The 21,635-nt window shown below is 71.4% G+C and carries 18 protein-coding genes and 1 pseudogene; 10 read left to right on the top strand and 9 right to left on the bottom strand.

What is annotated here, in order from left to right; all coding sequences use genetic code 11:
* Positions 1–38: 38 nt before the first annotated feature.
* From ABZ172_RS09695 to ABZ172_RS09680, 4 genes are all read right to left on the bottom strand, one after another.
* The gene (locus tag ABZ172_RS09695) at positions 39–734 is read right to left on the bottom strand and encodes an SUMF1/EgtB/PvdO family nonheme iron enzyme (protein WP_356881997.1); all 696 of its coding nucleotides are present in this window, start codon (positions 732–734) and stop codon (positions 39–41) included.
* A 117-nt stretch (positions 735–851) separates the two neighbouring features.
* Complete coding sequence (locus tag ABZ172_RS09690; RefSeq protein ID WP_356881995.1) at positions 852–1,811, bottom strand: D-2-hydroxyacid dehydrogenase family protein; 960 nt, start codon at positions 1,809–1,811, stop codon at positions 852–854.
* Positions 1,812–1,905: 94 nt separating this feature from the next.
* Complete coding sequence (locus ABZ172_RS09685) at positions 1,906–3,273, bottom strand: NERD domain-containing protein (RefSeq protein ID WP_356881993.1); 1,368 nt, start codon at positions 3,271–3,273, stop codon at positions 1,906–1,908.
* Between the two features lie 378 nt (positions 3,274–3,651).
* Positions 3,652–4,803 (bottom strand): Ku protein, encoded by a 1,152-nt coding sequence (locus ABZ172_RS09680; protein WP_356881991.1) that lies wholly within the window; start codon positions 4,801–4,803, stop codon positions 3,652–3,654.
* A 59-nt stretch (positions 4,804–4,862) separates the two neighbouring features.
* Between ABZ172_RS09680 and ligD the strand changes: the two genes are divergently transcribed.
* From ligD to ABZ172_RS09655, 5 genes are all read left to right on the top strand, one after another.
* A complete protein-coding gene (gene ligD / locus ABZ172_RS09675) occupies positions 4,863–5,756 on the top strand; it encodes a non-homologous end-joining DNA ligase (RefSeq protein WP_356881989.1) in 894 nt (297 codons plus the stop codon).
* Between the two features lie 176 nt (positions 5,757–5,932).
* Positions 5,933–8,050 carry a PBS lyase gene (locus tag ABZ172_RS09670; RefSeq protein ID WP_356881987.1) on the top strand — a complete coding sequence of 706 codons (2,118 nt, stop codon included), beginning with the start codon at positions 5,933–5,935 and terminating at the stop codon, positions 8,048–8,050.
* Positions 8,047–8,367 carry a zinc-ribbon domain-containing protein gene (locus ABZ172_RS09665; RefSeq protein WP_356881985.1) on the top strand — a complete coding sequence of 107 codons (321 nt, stop codon included), beginning with the start codon at positions 8,047–8,049 and terminating at the stop codon, positions 8,365–8,367. Before ABZ172_RS09670 ends, ABZ172_RS09665 begins: the two co-directional genes overlap by 4 nt.
* Positions 8,368–8,449: 82 nt before the next feature.
* Positions 8,450–9,820 carry an FtsW/RodA/SpoVE family cell cycle protein gene (locus ABZ172_RS09660; RefSeq protein WP_356881983.1) on the top strand — a complete coding sequence of 457 codons (1,371 nt, stop codon included), beginning with the start codon at positions 8,450–8,452 and terminating at the stop codon, positions 9,818–9,820.
* A complete protein-coding gene (locus tag ABZ172_RS09655; protein WP_356881981.1) occupies positions 9,817–11,274 on the top strand; it encodes a penicillin-binding protein 2 in 1,458 nt (485 codons plus the stop codon). The genes ABZ172_RS09660 and ABZ172_RS09655 overlap by 4 nt, the downstream gene beginning before the upstream one ends.
* A gap of 88 nt (positions 11,275–11,362) precedes the next feature.
* Here ABZ172_RS09655 and ABZ172_RS09650 read toward each other — a convergent pair whose 3' ends face one another.
* A complete protein-coding gene (locus tag ABZ172_RS09650; protein ID WP_356881979.1) occupies positions 11,363–12,469 on the bottom strand; it encodes a ferritin-like domain-containing protein in 1,107 nt (368 codons plus the stop codon).
* Positions 12,470–12,658: 189 nt separating this feature from the next.
* Between ABZ172_RS09650 and ABZ172_RS09645 the strand changes: the two genes are divergently transcribed.
* The 4 genes from ABZ172_RS09645 to ABZ172_RS09630 all read left to right on the top strand — a co-directional run bounded on the left by ABZ172_RS09645 (position 12,659) and on the right by ABZ172_RS09630 (position 16,234).
* Complete coding sequence (locus ABZ172_RS09645; RefSeq protein ID WP_356881977.1) at positions 12,659–13,594, top strand: diiron oxygenase; 936 nt, start codon at positions 12,659–12,661, stop codon at positions 13,592–13,594.
* A gap of 40 nt (positions 13,595–13,634) precedes the next feature.
* Entirely contained in the window at positions 13,635–14,396 is a 762-nt protein-coding gene (locus ABZ172_RS09640) for a TetR/AcrR family transcriptional regulator (RefSeq protein ID WP_356881975.1), read from the top strand.
* Between the two features lie 10 nt (positions 14,397–14,406).
* The gene (locus tag ABZ172_RS09635) at positions 14,407–14,682 is read left to right on the top strand and encodes a hypothetical protein (protein ID WP_356881973.1); all 276 of its coding nucleotides are present in this window, start codon (positions 14,407–14,409) and stop codon (positions 14,680–14,682) included.
* Between the two features lie 409 nt (positions 14,683–15,091).
* Complete coding sequence (locus ABZ172_RS09630) at positions 15,092–16,234, top strand: C40 family peptidase (protein ID WP_356881971.1); 1,143 nt, start codon at positions 15,092–15,094, stop codon at positions 16,232–16,234.
* Between the two features lie 211 nt (positions 16,235–16,445).
* On the opposite strand, the pseudogene ABZ172_RS09625 reads toward ABZ172_RS09630, so the two are convergent.
* Both ABZ172_RS09625 and ABZ172_RS09620 read right to left on the bottom strand, forming a co-directional pair.
* Positions 16,446–16,790 (bottom strand): annotated as a pseudogene (locus ABZ172_RS09625) (tyrosine-type recombinase/integrase); the annotation flags it as partial.
* A gap of 135 nt (positions 16,791–16,925) precedes the next feature.
* Positions 16,926–17,306 carry a hypothetical protein gene (locus ABZ172_RS09620; RefSeq protein ID WP_356881969.1) on the bottom strand — a complete coding sequence of 127 codons (381 nt, stop codon included), beginning with the start codon at positions 17,304–17,306 and terminating at the stop codon, positions 16,926–16,928.
* 492 nt (positions 17,307–17,798) lie between these two features.
* Here ABZ172_RS09620 and ABZ172_RS09615 point away from each other — a divergent pair, with 492 nt between their 5' ends.
* Positions 17,799–18,548: a transposase family protein gene (locus ABZ172_RS09615; RefSeq protein WP_356881967.1), complete on the top strand. Its 750-nt coding sequence runs from the start codon at positions 17,799–17,801 to the stop codon at positions 18,546–18,548.
* A gap of 94 nt (positions 18,549–18,642) precedes the next feature.
* Here the strand turns inward: ABZ172_RS09615 and ABZ172_RS09610 are convergent, their stop codons facing one another.
* Both ABZ172_RS09610 and ABZ172_RS09605 read right to left on the bottom strand, forming a co-directional pair.
* Positions 18,643–20,142: a PIN domain-containing protein gene (locus ABZ172_RS09610; protein ID WP_356881965.1), complete on the bottom strand. Its 1,500-nt coding sequence runs from the start codon at positions 20,140–20,142 to the stop codon at positions 18,643–18,645.
* 246 nt (positions 20,143–20,388) lie between these two features.
* Positions 20,389–21,627 carry a styrene monooxygenase/indole monooxygenase family protein gene (locus ABZ172_RS09605; protein ID WP_356881963.1) on the bottom strand — a complete coding sequence of 413 codons (1,239 nt, stop codon included), beginning with the start codon at positions 21,625–21,627 and terminating at the stop codon, positions 20,389–20,391.
* Between the last annotated feature and the right edge of the window lie 8 nt (positions 21,628–21,635).

Genomic DNA, 21,635 nt, shown 5'->3' with positions numbered 1-21,635 from the left:
GGGAACGTATCGCACCCGCTTTCGATCGGTCGCGTGATTTACCGCTGCTCCGCGGGCGGGAGGTTCCGGGCCATCCGGAGGCCGAGGTCGTCGATCCGGAACGTGGGGTGGCTGCGCCGGCGCACGGTGGCGCCGCAGCCGCGCTCCGCCTCGGCCCAGCCGCCGCCACGGAAGGTGCGGTAGGAGCCGTAGACCTCCTCGTCGTAGAGGTCCCAGCACCACTCCCAGACGTTGCCGAGCATGTCGTACAGGCCCCAGGCGTTCGGGCGCCGGCCGCCCACGTCGTGGAGTCTGCCGTCCGCGTTGCCCTCGTACCAGGCGATGGTGTCGATCTCCCCGTAGCGGTAGCCGGCGGTACCCGCCTTGCACGCGTACTGCCATTCCGCCTCCGTGGGCAGGCGGTAGCCGTCGGCGGCCGGGTCGCGGACCACCTCGTCGCTCGCCGCGTCGCGGGAGTAGACCGGGGTCAGCCCGATCCGGTCCGAGAAGCGGTTGCACAGGTCGACGGCGTCGAGCCAGCTGACGTTCGTCACCGGCAGGGCGTGCGACACGGCGGGATCGGGGACCGTGTCCGTGAGGGCCCAGTACTGCCCGAGGGTGACGGGGAGACGGGCCAGCTGGAAGGACTCGACGTCCTCCTGCCACTGCGCTCCACGGCGGTCGTCGCGGAGTTCCACGGTGCCGGCGGGTATCCGGACCATGCCGGCGGCCGTCTCGTCGTCAAGCAGGCTCACGTGATGACCTCCCCCTGTCCAGGGGCCGAAGTGCCCCTGACGGCAGGCTACGTCGATCCGGTGCCGGCCACCGGTGGATCCGGGCTCCTCGTGGGCCGTGTGCGACCGGCGCCCCGCTCAGCCGAGCCTGCGGACCGGCTCGCCGTCGAGGTAGGCGCGGATGTCCTCGACCGCTTCCCCGTAGTACGTGGCGTAGTTGGCCTGCGAGACGTAGCCCAGGTGCGGGGTGGCCAGGAGGCGTGGTGCGCTGCGCATCGGGTGGTCGGCCGGGAGCGGCTCGACGTCGAACACGTCGACGCCCGCGCCCGCGATGGCCCCTCGGTGCAGGGCGTCGAGCAGTGCGTCCTGGTCGACGATCGCGGCCCGCGAGGTGTTGACGAGATAGCTGCCGGGCCGCATCAGCGCGAGCTCCCGCGCGCCGATCAGTCCACGGGTGCGGTCGCCGAGCACCAGGTGGACGGAGACGAAGTCGCTGGTCTCCAGCAGTTCCTCCTTGGACCCCATGAGGGCGGCTCCGGCCTCCCGGGCGCGCTCCGGGGTCAGGTTCCGGCTCCAGGCCACCACGTCCATGCCGAAGGCCCGGCCGACCGCGGCGACCCGGCTGCCGGTCTTCCCGAGCCCGAGGATCCCCAGCCGGCGCCCGTGCAGGTCGGCTCCGACCGTGGACTGCCACGGTCCGCCCTCGCGCAGGGAGTTGGCCTCGGTGACGATTCCGCGGGCGAGTCCGAGCAGCAGGGCCCAGGTGAGCTCGACGGGCGGGGTGGCCGTGCTGGCGGTGCCGCAGACGGTGACCCCGTGCCGCTCGGCCGCGGCGTGGTCGATGGAGGTGTTGCGCATGCCGGAGGCGACGATCAGGCGGAGCCGGGGCAGCCGCCCGATCAGCGGGGCGGGAAACGGCACGCGCTCCCTGAGCGTGACGACGATGTCGAACTCCGCGAGACGAGCGGCCAGTTCGTCCTCGGTGGCGCAGTGGTCGGAGAAGCCGACCACCTCGATGTCGTCGGCGACGGGTGACCAGTCGGCGGCGGTGGTCGCCACGGACTGGTAGTCGTCGAGCACGGCACAGCGGAGTTTCATGGTGTCCTGTCCTTCGGCGGCACGGCGACGGCCTGCGGCAGCGCGGTGGCGGCGCCGCGGCAGCACCGGGAAATCTACCGGCCGGCCCCCGGCCTCACGCGTCCAGCCAGGCCTCCGCGTTCCGGGCGACGTCGTAGACGCGCTCCACCTGGGTGGCGGTGAGCACGCCCGTCAGGGGGGCGAGGGCGGACACCTGGCGCTCCCGGTAGACGCGCACACCGGCGGGGGCGGCGACCACCTCCAGCGCCGTGACCGCGGTGAACACCACCACGGTCTGCACGGGCACGGGGTAGGCGCAGTACGCCTCCAGCGCCTCCCGGGCCCGCCGCGCGCCGGGCAGGCCGTCACAGGCGTACGGCTGCGGGGTCTCCTCGTCGACGCGCAGGGTGCCGTCCTCGATCCGTACCGATGCTCCGGGGCGGTGTTCGGTGCTCACCGCGAACACCCCGCCGGGCCCGATGAGCAGGTGCCCGATCTCCGTGCCATCCGGCAGCGGCACGGAGTGCAGCACCCTCCAGCCGTGCCGGGTCAGGCGCTTGAGCTCCGCGCCGACCCGCCGTTCGCCCGCGAGGGTGCCGCGTCGCGGGTCGGCGTCCTTGTGCCGCCGCAGCGCCCCGGTCGCCACCCGCACGAGCGCCCCGGTCCCGGTCTCGCCGAGCTGCTCCCGGAGCCCGGTGCCGGGCCGGCGGGACGCGAGGTCGGTCGCGGGGGTCAGCGCGGGGAGGGTGGCCGGCCGTCGCCGCCGCGCCCCGGTGGGAGCGGTCGCCGGGGCGGGACCGGGTCCGGCCTGCGGACCGGCCACCGGCTCGGGGGCGGCGGTGCTCTCCGGCACCGTCCCGGACGCGGCGGCGCTCCACGGCGCCGGGCCGTCGGCGGGGGGCTTCCCGGCGGCCCCGGGCAGGGTTCCCTCCGCAGCGGGCTCCGGGAGGCGCTTCCCGGCCGCAACGGGCTCGGGCCGGACGGGCTCGGGCCGGACGGGCTCGGGCCGGACGGGCTCGGGCCGGACGGGCTCGGGCCGGACGGGCTCGGGCCGGACGGGCTCGGGCCGGACGGCCTCGGAGGACGCGGGCTCCGGCCGGACCGTCTCGGTGGGCGCGGGCTCGGGCCGGACGGCCTCGGGGAACGCCGGTTCCGGCAGGGCCTTCTCGGGGGACACGGGTTCGGGTGGGTTCCTCCTCGCGGCGCCGCGCCTCCGTATGCCCCGCATCGGCGGGATCGGCGGGACGGGCGGCGGCGCGGGCGGACCGGGCGGCACGACCGCTTCCACCTCACCGACCAGGGCCGGCAGGTCGGGGACCTGGCGTGCGAGTGCGTCGGTCACCGCGTCGCGGTAGCGCGGGTGCAGGACCGTGATCGTGCCGCTGCCCCGGTCCGCCCAGCCGATGGCGGTGCCGTCCGGCAGGTTCACGTAGAGCCGGTCGTGCCCGAAGAGCTGCCATGACGTGACCTTGAGATCCTGCATCGTGCCCCCTCTGTTGACCCGTCCGGCGTCCTTTCTCCCCCAGCCTGGACGGCGGGGCGGCCCCCGGACAGGGCGCAACGCGGGCGCGCGGGGTCGGGGGCACGGCGTTCGTGTTCCTCGCGGGCCCGGACCGAGGTGCCCAGGACCGCTCGGGCGCCCCGGCCGGGCCGGGAGGAGACCGGGTGCCGGGCGGGCCTCCATCCTGGCCCCCGCCTCCCCCGGGACGCCCGGAAACGGCCGTCCCGTCACCTGTACGAGCGGCATCGGCCGCACGACCGGTCCGCCGCACCACCACACCCCGCCCCGGGGGCGGGACCGTCCCGGGGCCGTCCGGTCCGTGAGACGGCCGGCCGCAGGGCCACCCGGGCCGGCCGCGTCTCAGGCCGAGGTGCGCCTGCGTGCGCCCGAGGCGGCCCGCTTCGCCGGCTTCGCCGCGGTCCCCTTCCCGGCCTTCTTCTCCGGCGTCTTCGCCGTCTTCGCGGTCCTCGCCGCGGACTTCGCCGCCTTCGCCCCGGTCGTGCTCTCCGCCGTCTTCGCGGTCTTCGCCGTCTTCTTCGCCGCGGACTTCTTCGCGCCCTTCGGGGGCTTCGCGGCCGCCGCCCGCTCCCCCGCCGCGTCGCCCCGCGCCGTCTTCCTCGCCGGGGTCCGGGCAGGGGTCCGCGCCGTCGCCGCTCCGCCCCGCTTCCCCGGGCCGGAGCCCCGGCCCGGTCCTGCGGAGCCGATGGGGTGGACGTCCGCGACCCCGCCGTCCTGCCCGTGGGACTCCTTCGCCGCCCGGACGCTGCTCTCCAGCGCCGCCATCAGGTCGATCACCTTGCCCTCGGGCTCCTCGGCCGCCTCCGGCGCGGCGGGTTCTCCGGCCGCCTTCGCCGCGACGAGCTCCTCGACCGCCGCACGGTAGTCGTCGTGGAGCGTCTCCAGGTCGGCGTCGCCGAGGGTGTTCATCAGCGCGTCCGCGAGATCCAGCTCCGCGTCGCGGACGGTGACGCCGGAGTCGGGGGCGACGCCTTCCGGGGCGCGGATCTCGTCCGGCCACAGCAGCCCGTGCATGGCGATGACGTCGTCGACGACCCGCAGCATGCCTAGCCGCTCCCGCCCGCGCAGCGCGAACTTCGCCACGGCGACCTTGCCGCTGCGCCTGAGTGCCTCGCGCAGCAGGGCGTACGGCTTGGCGGCGGGGACGCCGTGGGCCGTGAGGTAGTAGGCCGTGTCCAGCTGGAGGGGGTCGACGGCCGAGGCCGGCACGAAGCCCTCGATCTCGATCGTCCTGGCGGTGGGGAGCGGGAGCGAGGCGAGGTCCTCGTCGGTCACGGGGATCACCGTGCCGTCGGCGTCCTCGTAGGCCTTGACGGTGTCGGAGGCCGGCACCTCCTCCTCGTCCAGCTCGCAGACCTTGCGGTAGCGGATCCGGCCGCCGTCGGCGAGGTGGATCTGCCGGAAGGAGATCGAGTGGTTCTCGGTGGCGTTCATGAGCTTGACCGGGATGCTGACCAGGCCGAACGAGATGGAGCCGTTCCAGATGGATCTCACCGATCTCCCCTTACGCCCGATACGCACTCATTCACGGCATTTCATGTGATTCTTATCGTATGACGCCGATCACGGAGGTGGAGGGGCGGCGCCTGGCGCTCAGCAATCTCGACAAGGTGCTGTATCCGGCCACCGGTACGACCAAGGGCGAGGTGCTGCACTACTACGCGGCCACGGCGGCGGAGGTGATGCTGCCGCACCTCCGGGACCGCCCGCTGTCCTTCCTGCGGTACCCGGACGGCCCGGAGGGGCTGCGCTTCTTCACGAAGAACCCGCCGCCCGGTACACCCGGCTGGGTGCGCACCGCCCCGGTCCCCCGCAGCGACGATCCGGACGCCCGGCAGGTGCTGGTCCAGGACCTGCCGTCGCTGATGTGGGCGGCGAACCTGGTGGTGGAGTTCCACACCCACCAATGGCGGCAGGACTCCCCGGCCGTGGCGGACCGGATGGTGTTCGACCTGGACCCCGGCCCGCCCGCGGGTGTCGTGGAGTGCTGCACGGTCGCCCTCTGGCTGCGGGAGCGGCTGGCGCGGGACGGGCTGTCCGCGTACGGCAAGACCTCGGGCTCCAAGGGGCTCCATCTGCTCGTGCCCCTGGAACCCACCCCCTCCGAGGCGGTGACGGAGTACGCGCGCAAGCTGGCGGTCCAGGCGCAGGACGCGCTGCCCGGGCTGGCGGTGCACCGGATGGCGCGCGCCCTGCGGCCGGGCCGGGTGTTCGTGGATTTCAGCCAGAACGCCGCGGCCAAGACCACCGCGGCGCCGTACACCCTGCGGGCGAGGGGCCGGCCGGCCGTGTCCGCGCCCGTGACCTGGGACGAGATCGAGGCGTGCGGGGCGCCGGACGCTCTCGCCTTCCTCGCCGGCGACATGGCCGCCCGGCTGGAACGGTACGGGGACCTCCTCGGCCCGCTGAACGATCCCGGGCGGGCCGGGGCGCTGCCCGCGGGCTGATCGGGGCCGCCGGCGCCCGGGTGTGCACAGCACCTTCACAGCGGCGGGCGGAAGCGGTGAGAAAGGCCGCAAGGGGAGGGTGGAACGTCCCCGCCGTGGTGCACACTCTGCCCAGACACCGCGTCGTGGGCATCCGCCGCCCCGGGGCGCGGAGGGCGGTCGCGGAAGGGTGTGGCGTGTTCACGGGGATCGAAGAGGTCGACTGGGCCTCGATGAAGCATGCCTACGGTCCGGCCGACGACGTGCCGGGGCTGCTGTACCAGCTCGCCTCCCCGGACCCGGCGGAGCGGGAGAGCGCGCTCGACGGGATGTACGGGGCCGTCCACCACCAGGGCACCGTGTACGCGTGCACGCTCGCCTGCATCCCGTTCCTGTTCGAGCTGGCCGCCGATCCGGGCGTACGCGACCGGGGCGGCATCGTGGAGCTGCTCACCAGCATCGGCGGCATCGACCTGGACGAGGACGAGGAGGTCGACGAGCTGGACGAGGACGAGATCGAGGGTGTGGCGAACTACGCGATGGCGGCGGCCGCCGTGTCGGCGGGATCGCCGGTGTTCTTCGAGCTCGTCGCCGACGAGGACCCGGGGGTGCGGCTCGCCGCACCGCTGGCCCTGGCCACCCTGCACGCCCGGCCGGCCGGCGTCCTCACCCTGCTGCGGGAGCGGCTGCCGGTGGAGTCGGACGACGAGGTGCGGCTGGCGCTCGTCGAGGCGGCCGGCCGGATAGCCCTGCGCCACCACCAGGTGGCGGACCGGGCGGCCGACTGGCTGAGCCGGCTCGCGGCGGAGGCCCATCCGCCCGGCCTGCGGCTCGCCGCGCTGGCGCAGCTGGCCCGGTGCGCCCCCGAGGCGCTGCCCGGCGACGTGGTGGGGGTGGTGGCCGGTCTGCTGCGGGAGCTGCGCTCCGGGCCCGCCCGTCCGGAGCCGGTCGCGGGCCCCGCGGGCGGGGACGGGGCCGCCGCGGACCGGGCCCCGGCTCCGGCCCTGGTGGGGCAGCTGCGCGAGCTGTCCGCCGAGGAGCCGGCCGGGCGCGGCACCCCGTGGGCCACCGACCTGCTGCGCACCCTGCACGTGGGCCTGGACGACCGCGTGGCGGACCGTACGGCGCTGCTGTCCGACCAGTTGCGCAGCCCCGACCCCTGGCAGCGCGTCGACGCCGTACGGATGAGCAGCGGGCTGATGCGGGCCTGGCGGGGGTCGTACGAGGACCTGGTGCGGCTGGTCGGCGTGCAGCTCGCGGACCCGGAGCCCCGGCTGGCCGAGGCCGCCTCGTACGCGCTGGAGGACCTGTTCGGTCTGGCGGCGCCCGCGGGGGACGCCCTCGCCGCGCGGGTGGCGGCCGATCCGGAGGCGTGGGTCAAGGAGTGGGCGAGCGGTCCTCCGGGGCTCGGGTCGCCGGTGAAGGCGCTGGCCGGGCTGGGGGACGCGCGGGTGCTGCCCGCGCTCGCGGCGGCGCTGGAGCGGCCGGAGGTGCCGCACGACGTGGGCGCCGCGATCGGGTGTCTGGGCGGTGCGGCGGCCCCGCTCGCCGGGGCGCTGCGGCGCAGGCTGGGCGAGGTCGGCCTGGACGAGGGCGCGTACGACCGGGCGAGCCCGCTGCTCGCCGGGCTGACGGCGCTGCGCGCGGGCGAGGCCGCCCCCGAGGTGCTGCGGGTGCTGCGGGGGGCGCCCGAGTACCGGGGCGAGTGGCTGCGGACGGCGGCGCTCCGGGCGCTGGGGTCGTTCGGGCCGGCCGCCGGGTGCGCGGTTCCGGAGCTCCGGCGGCTGGTCCGGCGGCCGGGAGCGGCGGCGACCGAGGCGGCGGAGGCCCTGTGGGCGGTCACCGGGGACGCCGGGGCGGTGCTGCCGGTGCTCGCCGAGGGGCTGGGCGCGGACCAGGCGCGCGACTGCCGGGCGGCCGTGAGCGCGCTGGCGGTGCTGGGGCCGCAGGCCTCGGCGGTGACACCGCGGCTGCGGGCGCTGCTGGGCCACGACGAGCTGTGGCTCCGGGTCGAGGCCGCGATCGCCCTGTGGGAGATCGCCGGGCGGACCGCCGAGGTGGTGCCGGTGCTGCTGGCGGCCTGGGAGAGGAACTGCCACGTCAGGGTCCGGGTGGCGGAATGCCTGGCGCGGATGGGCCCGGGCGGTGCAGGCTCTGACGCGACACGGGTGCTGCGCGCCGAGCTCCTGTCCGTGCGCCGCCACCGGGCGATGGACGGCGGGTACGGCAGTCACGACACCCAGCAGGACGAGAAGCTGCTGGCGCTGTGCCGGCGGGCGCTCACGGGCGGTACGGGGAAGGGAACCTCATCATGATCATTTTCGGTACGCGGGGCTATCTCCATCAGTTGGCGATCCTGACGATGGTGTGCGGCTGGTGCGGCAATCCGGCGGCGCACACCCTGCGCAAGCGGGTCACCAAGTTCACGCTGTTCTTCATACCGCTGTTCCCGTTCTCCACGAAGTACGCGACGCAGTGCACCTTCTGCGGCGGGGAGCGGCAGATCCCGAAGGAGGAGGCCGAGCAGCTGTCGGCGCAGGCCCGGGGCGGCCAGGACGGCCGGCCGTACGGCGCCCCGCAGCAGCAGCCCGGGTACACGCCTCCCGGCGGCGGGAACCCGTACCGGAGCTGAGCCGCGCGGGGAGCGCCCGCCCGGGGATGCCACGAAGCTGACATAAGGGAAATACGACCCGCCTCTTGCTACGTTGCGGGGCATGACCGCAACGACGGCGGACGCACGCCCGCCCCAGCTACGCCTTCCCAAGCGGCGCGGGGTCGAGCTGGCGCTCCTCATCGGGGCCGTGCTCATCTCCGTCTACGGCTACGCCGCCGTCGGCCTCGCCCGGAACGACGCCGTGCCCCCCGACGTCGCCGGGTACGGCGCCGGGCTCGGCCTCCTGGCCCTGCTCGCCCATCTCGCGGTCCGCTTCCGCGCCCCGTTCGCCGATCCGCTGCTGCTGCCCATCGCGGTGCTGCTCAACGGGCTGGGCCTGGTGCTGATCTACCGCCTGGACCTGGAGACGCCGAACGACCGGGCGGCGCCGACCCAGCTGGTCTGGTCGACGCTCGGGGTCGCCCTCTTCATCGCCGTCGTGGTGCTGCTGCGCGACCACCGGGTGCTCCAGCGGTACGCGTACCTCTCGGTCACCGCGGCCCTGGTGCTGATGGTCGTGCCGATCTTCTTCCCGGCGGTGAACGGGGCCAAGATCTGGATCCGGATCGGCGGACTCTCCTTCCAGCCGGGCGAGTTCGCCAAGATCCTGCTGGCGGTCTTCTTCGCCGCTTACCTGGCCGCGAACCGCAACGCGCTCGCGTACACCGGCCGCCGGGTCTGGAGGCTCCAGTTCCCCACCGGGCGGGTCCTGGGCCCCATCGTCGCGATCTGGCTGCTCAGCGTCGGCGTCCTGGTCCTGGAGCGGGACCTGGGCACCTCGCTGCTCTTCTTCGGCCTCTTCGTGATCCTGCTCTACGTCGCGACCGGCCGGACCGGGTGGATCGCCGTCGGGCTGCTCCTGGCCGCCGCGGGCGCCTTCGTCGTCGGCTCGTTCGAACCCCATGTGCACAGCAGGGTGGAGGACTGGCTGAACCCGTACGCCACGATCGACGCCGGCCGGGGGCCGAGCCAGCTCGCCCAGTCCCTCTTCGCGTTCGCCGCCGGCGGGATGTTCGGCACCGGGCTCGGGCTCGGCCACTCCGTCCTCATCGGCTTCGCCGCGAAGTCCGACTTCATCCTGGCCACCGCGGGCGAGGAGCTCGGACTGGTCGGGCTCACCGCCGTCTTCCTGCTGTACGCCCTGCTGGTGGCCCGCGGCTTCCGGGCGGGCCTGGCGCTGCGAGACCCGTTCGGACGGCTGCTCTCGGTCGGCCTGGCCTCGATCCTGGCGCTCCAGGTCTTCGTCATCGCGGGCGGGGTGATGGGCCTGATCCCGCTGACCGGGATGGCGATGCCCTTCCTGGCCCAGGGAGGGTCGTCCGTGGTGACCAACTGGATCATCGTGGCGCTGCTCATCCGGGTCAGCGACGTGTCGCGCACGCCCGATCCGGGGCCCTCCGCCGGGGCCGGACCGTCCGCGGAGGAGACGTGATCCCCTACATCCGGCACGCCGCCGGCTTCTGCCTGCTCCTGCTCCTCGCCCTGCTGGCCAACGCGGCCCGCGTCCAGGTGTTCGAGGCCGACGGGCTGAACGCGAACCCCGCCAACCGCCGCACCACCATCGACCGTTACGACCAGCCGCGCGGCAACATCCTGGTCGGCGACGCGTCGGTCACCGGGTCGAAGGACACCGGCCAGCAGCTGGCCTACGAGCGCACCTACCGCCACGGCCCGCTGTACGCGCCGGTGACGGGCTACGCCTCGCAGACCTACGGCACCACCCTGCTGGAGAACGCCGAGGACGGCGTGCTCTCCGGCACCGACCCGCTGCTGGCGCCGTTCCCGCTGTGGGGTGACGTCACCCGCAGCCGGCAGCCGGGCGGCGACGTCGTCACCACCGTCGAGGACGCGGTGCAGCGCGCGGCGTACGAGGGCCTGGCCGGCAGGCGCGGCGCGGTCGCCGCCCTCGACCCGTCCACCGGCCGGGTCCTGGCGCTGGTCTCGTCCCCCTCCTACGACCCCGAGGTGCTCTCCGGCACCGGCTCCGCCGTCACCGACGCGTGGACCCGGCTGAACCGTGCGGCGGACAAGCCGATGCTCAACCGGGCCGTCCGGCAGACGTATCCGCCGGGGTCGACGTTCAAGATCGTGACCGCCGCGGCGGCGCTGGACGCCCGGGTGGTCACCGATCCGGACGCGGCGACGGACACCCCGTCCCCGTACGTCCTGCCGGGCACCTCGACCGTGCTGCCGAACGAGGCGCGGGGGTGCGAGAAGGCGTCTCTGGCGGACGCCGTCCGGGTCTCCTGCAACACGGTGATGGCCCATCTCGGCGTGGAGGTGGGCCTGGACGGGATGCGGGAGGCGGCGGGCCGGTTCGGCTTCAACGACGACGACCTGAGGATCCCGTCCCGGGTGGCCCGCAGCAACTTCGACGCGGAGATGAGCGACGACCAGCTGGCGCAGTCCTCGATCGGGCAGTTCGACACGACCGCCACCCCGCTCCAGATGGCGATGGTGGCCTCGGCGGTCGCGAACGGCGGCGATCTGCGGCGCCCCCACCTGGTGGACCGGGTGACCACCCACGACGGCGACACGGTCCGGCAGCAGGGCTCCGACTCCTACGACCGGGCCATGAGCCCGTCGACCGCCCAGCAGCTCCAGCGGATGATGGTCGACGTGGTGGAGAACGGCACCGGCACGAACGCGGCGATCGACGGGGTGACGGTCGGCGGGAAGACGGGCACCGCCCAGCACGGCGTCGACAACTCCGGCACGCCGTACGCGTGGTTCATCGCCTGGGCGCAGGCGCCGGACTCCGGCCGGCCCGCGGTCGCCGTCGCCGTGGTCGTGGAGGACGCGGAGGCCGACCGGGCCGATGTCAGCGGGGGCGGCAACGCGGCTCCGATCGCCCGGGCCGTGATGGAGGCGGCGCTCGGCGGCTGAGACCGGCCCCCGGGCCGGGGCGGCCGGTGCGTCCCGGCCGCGGTTCCCCGTCCGGCCGGCGGCGCGCCCCGCCCCGGGGGCGTGCGGCTCAGCCGGCGCCGCCGTCCGCTATCGCCTCCGCGACCTCCGCGACCCGGGCCCGCTCCTCCACCGCGAAGCGGTCCCGGTCCAGCTGCTCGGCGATCTCCTCGTCCTGGGCCATCAGCAGATCCAGGTTCGAGTCGCCCAGCTCGAAGACGCCCATGCCGACGTAGGTCTTCTGGAGCCGTTCGCCCCAGAGGCCGATGTCCTTCACGCAGGGGACGATCCGGCTGAACAGCAGCTTCCGGAAGAGCTGGAGGTACTCCGAGTGCTCGGAGAGGTCCTTGGCCTCCTGCCGGCCGATGCCGAAGTTCTCCAGCACCTCGACGCCGCTGAGGCGGTCGCGCATGAGGTGGCAGCCCTCGATGACGAAGTCCTCGCGCTCGCGCAGCTCGGCGTCGGTCAGCTGCCGGTAGTAGTCCCGCAGCGCCATGCGCCCGAAGGCCACGTGCCGGGCCTCGTCCTGCATGACGTAGGCGAGGATCTGCCGAGGCAGCGGCTGGGTCGTGGTGTCGCGGATCATGCCGAACGCGGCGAGCGCGAGCCCCTCGATGAGGACCTGCATGCCGAGGTAGGGCATGTCCCAGCGGGAGTCGCGCAGGGTGTCGCCGAGCAGCCCCTGGAGGCTGTCGTTGACCGGGTAGAGCATCCCGATCTTCTCGTGCAGGAAGCGGCCGTAGATCTCCGCGTGCCGGGCCTCGTCCATCGTCTGGGTCGCGGAGTAGAACTTCGCGTCCAGGTCGGGGACCGACTCCACGATCCGGGCGGCGCAGACCATGGCTCCCTGCTCACCGTGCAGGAACTGGCTGAACTGCCAGGAGGTGTAGTGCCTGCGCAGTTCGCCGCGGTCCCGTGCGGTCATCTTCGCCCAGTGCGGGGTGCCGTGGAGCGTGAGCGCCTCGTCCGGGGTGCCCAGCGGGTCGGCGGGGTCGACCTCCAGGCTCCAGTCGATGCGCTTGTTGCCGTCCCACTGCTTGTCCTTGCCCTTCTGGTAGAGGGCGAGGAGGCGTTCGCGGCCGTCGTCGTAGTCCCAGCTGAACCGGGCGGCCCCGGTGGCGGGCACCTGCCACGTCGGGGCCGGGGGCGCGGTGGTGTAGAGGTCGTGTGTCGACACGGGCAAGCTCCTTCGCCTGGCGAGGATCGTGCGTTCCGCGGTGCTGACGTCCGTGGGCAGGTTCACACGTTGGTAGACAAACAGTCAACAAGTCGCGCACAGGGGATTGACTGCCGTGCCGGCAGGCGGTCTCATCGTTCGGGACCGGAACGTGACCGCCGGTAACCCACGTGCGAGGTGCCTTCAGCCATGACAACCGTGACCGACGAGGACATCCGGGCGCTGCGCGACGCGCTCGGCCCGCTCAAGGACCGCGAACAGGTCGCGGCCCGGCTGCTCGAAGCCTCGGCCAAGCACTCCTTCGATCCGGACACCGAGCTCGACTGGGACGCCGCCGCCGAGGACGGCAAGTGGTTCTGGCCGCCCGAGCTGGTCTCGCTCTACGACACCCCGCTGTGGCGCAGGATGTCCGAGGAGCAGCGGATGGATCTGGCACGTCACGAGGCCGCCTCGCTGGCCTCGCTCGGCATCTGGTTCGAGATCATCCTGATGCAGCTGCTCGTCCGGCACATCTACGACAAGTCCGTGACCAGCAAGCACGTCCGCTACGCCCTCACCGAGATCGCCGACGAGTGCCGGCACTCCATGATGTTCGCCCGCATGATCGAGTGGGGCGGGGCGCCCGCCTACCCGGTCCCCCGGCGCTACCACAACCTCGCGCGGGTGCTGAAGACCGTCTCCACCACCCCCGGTTCGTTCGCCGCGACCCTGCTCGGCGAGGAGATCCTGGACTGGATGCAGCGGCTCACCTTCCCCGACGGACGCGTCCAGTCGCTCGTACGCGGCGTGACCCGGATCCACGTCGTCGAGGAGGCCCGGCACGTGCGCTACGCCCGCGAGGAGCTGCGCCGCCAGATGGTGACCGCACCCGCGTGGGAGCGCCGGCTGACCCGGCTCAACTGCGGGGAGGCGGCCCGGGTCTTCTCCGTCTGCTTCGTCAACCCGCAGGTCTACGACCACGTCGGTCTGGACCGCCGGGAGGCCGTCGCGCAGGTGCGGGCGAGCGGCCACCGGGCGGAGGTCATGCAGACGGGGGCGAAGCGCCTCACCGACTTCTTCGACGACATCGGTGTGCTCAACGGGGTGGGCCGCAGGCTGTGGAAGAGTTCGGGTCTGCTGGCCTGAGGACCCCCGTCACGCGCCGGCCGGCCGTAGGCTTCGGAGTATGACGCCCGCACCCGCAGCACCACCGGCCCGCGCGTACCGACGCCTGGGTGTCGAGGAACGCCGCACCCAGCTGCTGGGCGCGGCCCTCACCCTCTTCGCCCACCGGGCGCCGGACGACGTGTCCATCGACGAGGTGGCGGCGGCCGCCGGAGTCTCCCGCCCGCTGGTCTACCGCTACTTCCCGGGCGGCAGGCAGCAGTTGTACGAGGCCGCCCTCGGTTCCGCGGCCGAGCAGCTGACGCTCTGCTTCTCGGAGCCCGCCGTCGGCCCGCCCACCGAGAGGGTCGCCCGGGTCCTGGACCGCTATCTCGGTTTCGTCGACCAGCACGACGCCGGCTTCAGCGCGTTGCTGCGCGGCGGCAGCGTGGCCGAGACCTCGCGGACCTCGACGATCGTGGACGGCGTGCGCCGGTCGGCGGCCGAGCAGATCCTGCTCCACCTGGGGCGGGGCGGCGGCCCCGGCCAGGAGCCCGCCGGGCCGCGGCTGCGGATGATGGTGCGCACCTGGATCGCCGCCGTGGAGGCCGCGTCCCTGATCTGGCTGGACGAGGCGAAGCAGCCTCCGGCGGCGGACCTGCGGAGCTGGCTGGTCGATCACCTGATGGCCCTGCTGGCGGTCACCGCGGCGTCCGACGAGGAGACGGAGGCCGCGGTGGCGGACCTGCTGAGCCAGGAGACCGCCGACGGTCCGGCCGGCCGGCTCGCGACGGCGATCATCCCGGTGGCGGGCCGCGCGGCGCACCTGTTGCCGCCCGGGTGACACTGGCCGGGTGAAAAGCGAGAACACGCCCTTCCGCGGCGGCCCCCTGGACGGCCGGGTGCTGCCCGTCCTGCTCGGCCCGACCGGTCATCCGCCCGCCTGGTACGAGGTCCCGGTGCCGGACGCGGACGGCGGCCCCGCCACCGTCCACGCCTACCGCCGGGTCGCCGCGGGCTACTCGAAACGCCTGGGCCTGCGCCGCGGCTGGGTGTACGAGTACGCCCCCGGCGGCCGTGAGCGCTTCACCCCCAAGTGGCCCTGGAAGAAACCCCGCAGCGGGTCCTGAGCCCGGCCGCACCGCCGGGGCGCGGCCGGGCCACACTCTCCCGGTGACCGCGTCCGACGGGGCGGGCGGTGCCGGCCACGGAGACCCGGGTGCCGGGACGCGGGTGCCGGGGCGCGGGGGCGCGGGTGCCGGGGCGCGGCCCGGCGCGCTCCCCCGTCGGGTTACCGCCGGGTCCCGGCCGGGGGAGCTCCACCGGGGGGCGGAACCACGGCCGCCGCACGCGCCCCGGGGCACGGCCGGCGCCTCCGGGTGTCCGCCGTCCGGGGGACGCCCCGGGGCGGCACGCCGGGCAGTCCTTGCATCACCCGGGGCCGGGTGACCGGATGGACGCCATCCGAGCATTTGTGGGGTAGTCCGATTAATCAGTGTCCGACTGATCGTCGTCACCCCGGACACCGGAGGTGATCTCGTGTCGGGCAGAGTCGCACGCGCCCTGTGCACGGCGGTGCTGGCCGCGGCCGTCGCCGCCTCCCCCGCCGTCGCCGAGCCGACGGGACCGGACCCCGCACCGGCCGCGGGACCGGCTCCGCAGGGCGTGGCCGGGCTGCTGAAGCAGTTGCAGACCCTCTACCAGGAGGCCGAGGAGGCGGGCGAGCTCCACACCGGCACCGAGGAGGAGCTGAGGAAGCGCACGGCCGAGGCCGGCAGGCTGCGGGGCGAGCTGGCCCGCGCCCGGGCCGCCCTGGCCTCCGGGCGCCGGGACGCGGGGCGGCTGGCGCGCGACCAGTACCAGGGGCGCACCGACTTCTCCGTCTATCTGCGGCTGCTGCTGGCCGACGACCCGGCCCGCGCCCTGGAGCAGAGCCACGTCATCGAGCGGGCGCAGGCCGGCCGGTCGGCGGTCGTCGACCGGCTGGCGGGGGCGGAGCGGCACGCCGAGGTGCTGGCGGCCCGGTCCCGGGCGGCGCAGGACGCGCAGCGGGAGCTCACCGCACGGCAGAAGAAGCAGCGGGACACCGTGCAGTCACGGCTGAAGGCCATCGAGGCGATGCTGGCCTCGCTGTCCGCCGAACAGCTCGCGGCGCTGTCGGCACTGGAGGAGAAGAACGTGGGCGAGGCCCAGAAGGCGCTCACCGCGTCGGGGTCGCTCAGCTCGGTCCGCCCGCCGTCGGAACAGGGCGCGGAAGCCGTCCGCTACGCCGTCGGACAGATCGGCAAGCCCTACGTGTGGGGTGCGGAGGGGCCGGAGGCGTACGACTGCTCCGGTCTCACGTCGCGGGCCTGGTCGGCCGCCGGCCGGAACGTCCCGCGCACCTCGCAGGAGCAGTGGCGCCGACTGCCGAAGGTGCCGGTCGGCTCGCTGCGCCCCGGCGACCTGGTGGTCTACTTCCCGAAGGCGACGCATGTGGCGCTGTACATCGGCGACGGCCTGGTGGTGCAGGCGCCCCGGCCGGGGGCCGCCGTGAAGGTCTCTCCGCTGGCCTCCAACCCGCTGCTGGGGGCCGTGCGCCCCGACCCGGCCGGCGCACCGCTGAGCACGTACACCCGGCCGGAGCTTCCCGAGGACGCCGGCTCCGGACCGGACACCGGCTACGACGCCTCGGACGTGTGAGGGCCGGGCCGCCGCGCCCCGTGTCAGGTGACGGAACGCGGCGACCCGGCCCTCGTGCGGGGTGTCAGCCCCGGGCCCCGGTGAGCGAGGCCAGGTAGGCGTTCGTCTTCTCCGGCTCGAAGAAGCAGTCGCCACACAGCGTTGAGCCCCTGACCTGCCAACTCTCGGCATTTCAGGGGCACAAGTCTTGCTCTGGGCCGTCTGTGGGCCGTCAGGCCCGGTGAAAGCCTCTGTCGTAGGCGGCTGTGATCGCCTTGCGCGTGCGCTCCTGGCTGCTCGGCATGAGATGGGCGTAGACCCGCAGCGTCATGGCGGCGTCGCCGTGTCCCAGGTACTCGCTGACCGCCTTGATGTTCTCCCCGCCGTCGAGAAGGGCTGACGCGTAGAAGTGCCGGAGAGCGTGCATCCCGTGCTCCCGCGCTGCGGCATAGTCGTCGTCCGCCGTCTCCGGCTCGGGGATGACGCCGGCCGCTACGAGAGCAAGCTTCCACGCCCCCTCGTTGAGCGAAGTACGCCACACGTGGTTGCCCCTCGGAGCCGACAGGATCAGGCGCTGAGGCCCCCGAGCAACGTGATTGAGACGTCAGACATCTCGATCAACAGCCCGGGGGCCTCGCTCGTTGCGCTTCACGGCCATCACCCGATCGGTGGCCAACTCGAAGAAGCTCAGTGGGCGGAAGTCAGGCTGGGGTCAGCATCCCTTCCAGGTGCCTTCGACGTTGTCGAAGATGCTCTTGTCGAACTTCTTGCTGCTCTTCACGCCAGCCGGGACCGTCACGCATGAAGAGCTGTGCCTCACCTGGTTCTTGGTGTCAAAGAAGGACACGTGAAAATTGACGCTGTGGTTACAGTGATTGTTGTAGTACACGGTGACGGAATTATTCCCGGGCGTGTACGACGTGTTGAAGCGTTTCACCGTCGGATTGGTGTTGCAGCCCCATGAGGTCTCCACTGCCGCGAGTGGAGTGGCAGAGGCGTCAGCCTGCGGGGCTGCGTAGGCAGTACTCCCGAAGATAGGCAGAGCCAGCACCGCAAGAGCCGTGGCCTTGGCACCCATACGAACGATATTCATTACGAAAGCACTCCTCGGAAGACGCTAGTTACACTCTGCGCACTTGCTGTTTCGGAGAGTACTTTCGCACGTGAGAAGACCGCCGGCAATCCGCTTGAGCGAAATTTGAGGTAGTAATTTTCGGGGCCCGGCTGTCTGCAGAATTCGCGTGATACTGCTCGTCAGTTGTGCTACCCACGGAGCTTCTTCGGTACTAAGGGGGCTTTTTATCCCGTTACTTCATACCCGATTGCATGATTGGGCGCATTTTTCGGGACCCACGGCAGTTCGGAGTCGGGCGCGGGCGCGCGTAAGGGGGTCCAGAAAGTTCAGAAACTCAGGTCACCGCGCGCGGCCGGCGTCGCGACCGATCGCGGGGAGGTGTTCCCGTGGGAACAGTGAGCTTCTTCGAGTTGGCCACCGATCGGGGGATGGCCGTGAAGCGCAACGAGCGAGGCCCCGGGCTGTTGATCGAGATGTCTGACGTCTCAATCACGTTGCTCGGGGGCCTCGTTGGTCACACATCCTGCCGCACTCGACCTGCCGCACGCACTCGTGGAGTGGGTCACCATGCTGATCGTCACCCGTGAGGGCGACCGACGCTGCAAGCTCCGCCCGTCCCAGCGCGCGATGGTGGCACTGGTGTACCTGCGCGAACACACCACTCTCGCGAAGATCGCTGCCGGGTTCGGGATCAGCGAGTCCACCGCCCACGCCCATACCAGCGCGGTCATCGACCTGCTCGCCGAACGTGCACCGGGCCTGCTGAAGACGCTTCGCGAGCACGAACCCGACTTCGTCCTGCTCGACGGCACCCTCGCCGAGTGCGACAGGGTCGGCGACGGCCGGGCCGACTACTCCCACAAACACCGGCGCCATGGTGTGAACGTGCAGGTCGTCACCGACCCCGGCGGCCGGCTGCTGTGGCTCTCGCCCGCCCTGCCGGGCCGCGCCCATGACCTGACCGCGGCCCGCACCCACCGGATCATCCGGATCTGCGAGCGCCAGGGCGTTCCCATCCTGGCCGATCTCGCCTACCAGGGCGCTGGCCCGTGGCTGACCACAGGCATCAAACGCAGGCCCCTGCAGGAACTCACCCCCACCCAAAAGACCCTCAATCAAGCACTGGCCGCAGCGCGAGCGCCTGTCGAACGCGGCGTCGCCCGACTGAAGTCCTGGCGGATCTTCCGCAAGTCCCGATGCAGCCCCAACCGCATGACATCAATCGCCAAGGCCATTCTCACACTGGAGCGGCAACGCTGAAGAGGCTCACTGCTCTGAGGGTCTGCGACCTGCACGTGGTGGGCGTGGGGGTCCTACAGAACGCTCCCCGAAAGTCGGCCCTTAGAGCCACACGTTAAGCCCCCGGCTCGCCCAGCTCGCTCTTGATCACTCGCACAGCCCGGCGGATCGCATCATCATCATCCCTACTGTTCCACTGAATTACACCACCCGGGCGCCCAATGGCCATGACCGGCTTGACGTGCATTTTCTGGTTCGTAATGACCAGAAAGGCGCTCAGCGAGTCCGGGAAAGATGAGTTACGAAACAGGCTTTGAAATCCGTATGCACTCGATACATGTTTAATAATAACCCCAATGAACCCCCCTCTGGTTACGATGACCGCATCAACTTCTGCGTCCACTCCGACGGGTTCAAGTTCGCCAATCACCGTTCGACGAAGTGCCTGCAAAACTCTCTGCTCGTAACGAAAGGCGGACCCGGCCGTCCTTCTATTTGCTAGCGCCTTTGCATTTCTCGCTTCAGCAGCCGTAAGCCGGTTGAGATCGCCCCAATCTTGCTGATCATCTACGCTCACTTCTTCACTAACTTCATTCAGCCGCTCCTCCTCCCGCGCAACGGAAGTTGCAAGAGCGGTTGCCATAATCTCACTCAAACTCTCGGGTTCGATTACAGTCAATCGACCACTCCGCAAGAGCGAGATACCTCCCTCTTCGTCTTTCGGAAACAGAATCGACGTATCCCACGACGCAACGAGAGGATCGGTACTGCCTCTGGGCAGCACGAAGAGCTGCCAGGAAACCTTGCTCCAGTACCAGGTGCTGGAGCCGATGTTTCGACATTCAATTTCACCCGTGAAGGTCGGCTCCATTCGCAGGTGGAGCGTCCGGGGCGTCACTGTATGCTTGGATGCGAAAAGCTTCTTTAGATGCCGCACCCACAGAGCATGCCTCATTCCACCGAGGGCCTCCGGCGCAGCAAGGCGTACAGCGAGAACTTCACCCACGTCCGCAGGAGCTTCGGATGGCTGGGTGAATTTATCGATGACCTCCTCAAAGCTGAGCAGGTGCGTGATCCTCGATGCCTTGTCCCCTAGATCTAGATCCAACGGGAAGGGCCACTCCGCAGGCTCGCCAAAGTCCGAAGTATTGGACGAGACGAAGAAGACGTTCTCCGTTGGATGCTCATCCATGTATTCAAGAATCGAGAACCAGATAGCGACGTCACGACTACCCGACTTCTTAGTCCTGTCAACTTTTGCTGGCTTCATGCTCGCGGCTTCCCGAAGTACGGATTGCTTAAGAGCAGATTCAGAGGTCGGAATAGTGTGAAATATTTCCGAATATCGATCACGCCAATACTCGGCGAAGCGATCTCCTCGAAAAGGCGGCTCAGCCCCTGCGAGATTCGGCTCCAGGGAGGAAAGCTCCCTATGTTGCCGTCGCATCAAATCAAAGGCGCGCTGGTAATCGTAGAGTTTATGAGCGGTCAATTCCTCCAGGACGACCCATGGGGCTGAAATCCTCAGACCCGCTTTGGTCAGCAGGCGTAGCAAGTCCGCCTTGGCACCGTGGGGATCGAGATCGTGTACAGCGTTCGTGTCAAAGATGAGCACGCGCTCCCCCTTAGGGCCGCCGAGGGTTCCGTTCGTCCCCCTGAGAGGGACCGCACACGATCTTCTCTCACGACCTGGCCTTGAGGTGGCAGTTGCACGAAATCAGCCCGGCCCTCGCCTGCTCTAGGGGGCAGTTGAGATGCCAGCCAGGTGTCATGAAAAGCCGGGCCGTCTGTGGGCCGTCAAAGGACGGCCCACAGACACCAACGTTCACCAACGATGACCGCTGTTTCGCAGACCAGGCGCCTACTGGGCCCCGGTGAGCGAGGCCAGGTAGGCGTTCGTCTTCTCCGGCTCGAAGAAGAAGTTGTCGAAGTCCGCCGGGTTGTCGAACCCGTTGGCGAACCGGTCCGCGGCGGGCTGGAGCTGCCCGGACGCGCCGATCAGGTTCAGCACGTGCTCCGGGGGCGGGCCGAGCATCGCGTTCGTCCACTTCACGACGTGCTGGGTGTTCTCCCAGTGCCGCTCGAACGTCGCCCCCATCCACGCCTCGTCGAACGGGCGGTCACCATGTTCGAGTATCGAGTGCAGGTAGGAGTGCGCGCACTTGGACGCGGTGTTGGAACCCTGTCCGGTGATCGGGTCGTTGGCCACGACCACGTCCCCGACACCGAGGACCAGGCCGCCGCCGGGCAGCCTGCCGACGGGCGTGCGCACGGTCGGGGCGTAACGGCCCGCCAGCGTGGCGTTGGCGTCGGTCAGCTCGACCTTGGTGGCGCGCGCGTACTCCCACGGAGTGAACCTCTCCATGAGCTCCAGCGTCGTGGCCAGGTGCTCCGAGGGGTCCTTGACGCCCTGGAAGGCGTCGAGCGGACCGCCGGGAACGCCCTCCCAGAACAGGATGTCCGCACGCCCCGAGGTCGTCAGGGTCGGCATGACGAAGAGCTCGCCGACCCCCGGCACCAGGTTGCAGCGCACCGCGTCGAACTCCGGGTGCTCCGGGCGCGGGCCCAGACCGTGGACGTAGGCGACGGCGAGGGCGCGCTGCGGGGTGTCGTACGGCGAACGGGACGCGTCCCGGCCGAACATGGAGACCAGCTCGCCCTTGCCGGCCGAGACCATCACCAGGTCGTAGGTACGGGAGAAGTAGTCCAGGTCGGAGACCGCCGCACCGTGGATGACGAGCTGACCGCCGCGCTGGGCGAAGGTGTCCATCCAGCCGGCCATCTTCACGCGCTGGTCGACGGACTGGGCGTAGCCGTCCAGTCTGCCCACCCAGTCGATGACCCGCGAGGAGTCCGGACCGGCGACCGAGACGCCGACCCCCTCGATCCGCGGGGCCTGCGACTCCCAGAAGTTGAGCTGGAGGTCGCGCTCGTGCTGGAGAGCCGTGTCGAACATGCACTGCGTGGACATGACCCGGCCGGTCCGGATCTCGTCCGCCGTGCGATTGGACATCAGGGTGACTTCGTACCCGTGGGACTGGAGTCCGAGGGCCAGCTGGAGACCGGACTGGCCGGCTCCGACTATGAGTATCTTCCGCATCGCGGTTC

The organism is Streptomyces sp. NPDC006296 (assembly GCF_040613235.1).
In the GTDB taxonomy this organism is placed as follows: domain Bacteria; phylum Actinomycetota; class Actinomycetes; order Streptomycetales; family Streptomycetaceae; genus Streptomyces.
The sequence above is the reverse complement of the archived record's forward strand: the minus strand, read 5'-3'. Positions and strand labels throughout refer to the sequence as shown.

Coding starts and splice junctions, on each gene's coding strand:
- ABZ172_RS09690 (WP_356881995.1), bottom strand. CDS start 1,811: ATGAAACTCCGCTGTGCCGTGCTCGACGACTACCAGTCCGTGGCGACC.
- ABZ172_RS09685 (WP_356881993.1), bottom strand. CDS start 3,273: ATGCAGGATCTCAAGGTCACGTCATGGCAGCTCTTCGGGCACGACCGG.
- ligD (WP_356881989.1), top strand. CDS start 4,863: ATGACGCCGATCACGGAGGTGGAGGGGCGGCGCCTGGCGCTCAGCAAT.
- ABZ172_RS09665 (WP_356881985.1), top strand. CDS start 8,047: ATGATCATTTTCGGTACGCGGGGCTATCTCCATCAGTTGGCGATCCTG.
- ABZ172_RS09660 (WP_356881983.1), top strand. CDS start 8,450: ATGACCGCAACGACGGCGGACGCACGCCCGCCCCAGCTACGCCTTCCC.
- ABZ172_RS09645 (WP_356881977.1), top strand. CDS start 12,659: ATGACAACCGTGACCGACGAGGACATCCGGGCGCTGCGCGACGCGCTC.
- ABZ172_RS09640 (WP_356881975.1), top strand. CDS start 13,635: ATGACGCCCGCACCCGCAGCACCACCGGCCCGCGCGTACCGACGCCTG.
- ABZ172_RS09620 (WP_356881969.1), bottom strand. CDS start 17,306: ATGAATATCGTTCGTATGGGTGCCAAGGCCACGGCTCTTGCGGTGCTG.
- ABZ172_RS09605 (WP_356881963.1), bottom strand. CDS start 21,627: ATGCGGAAGATACTCATAGTCGGAGCCGGCCAGTCCGGTCTCCAGCTG.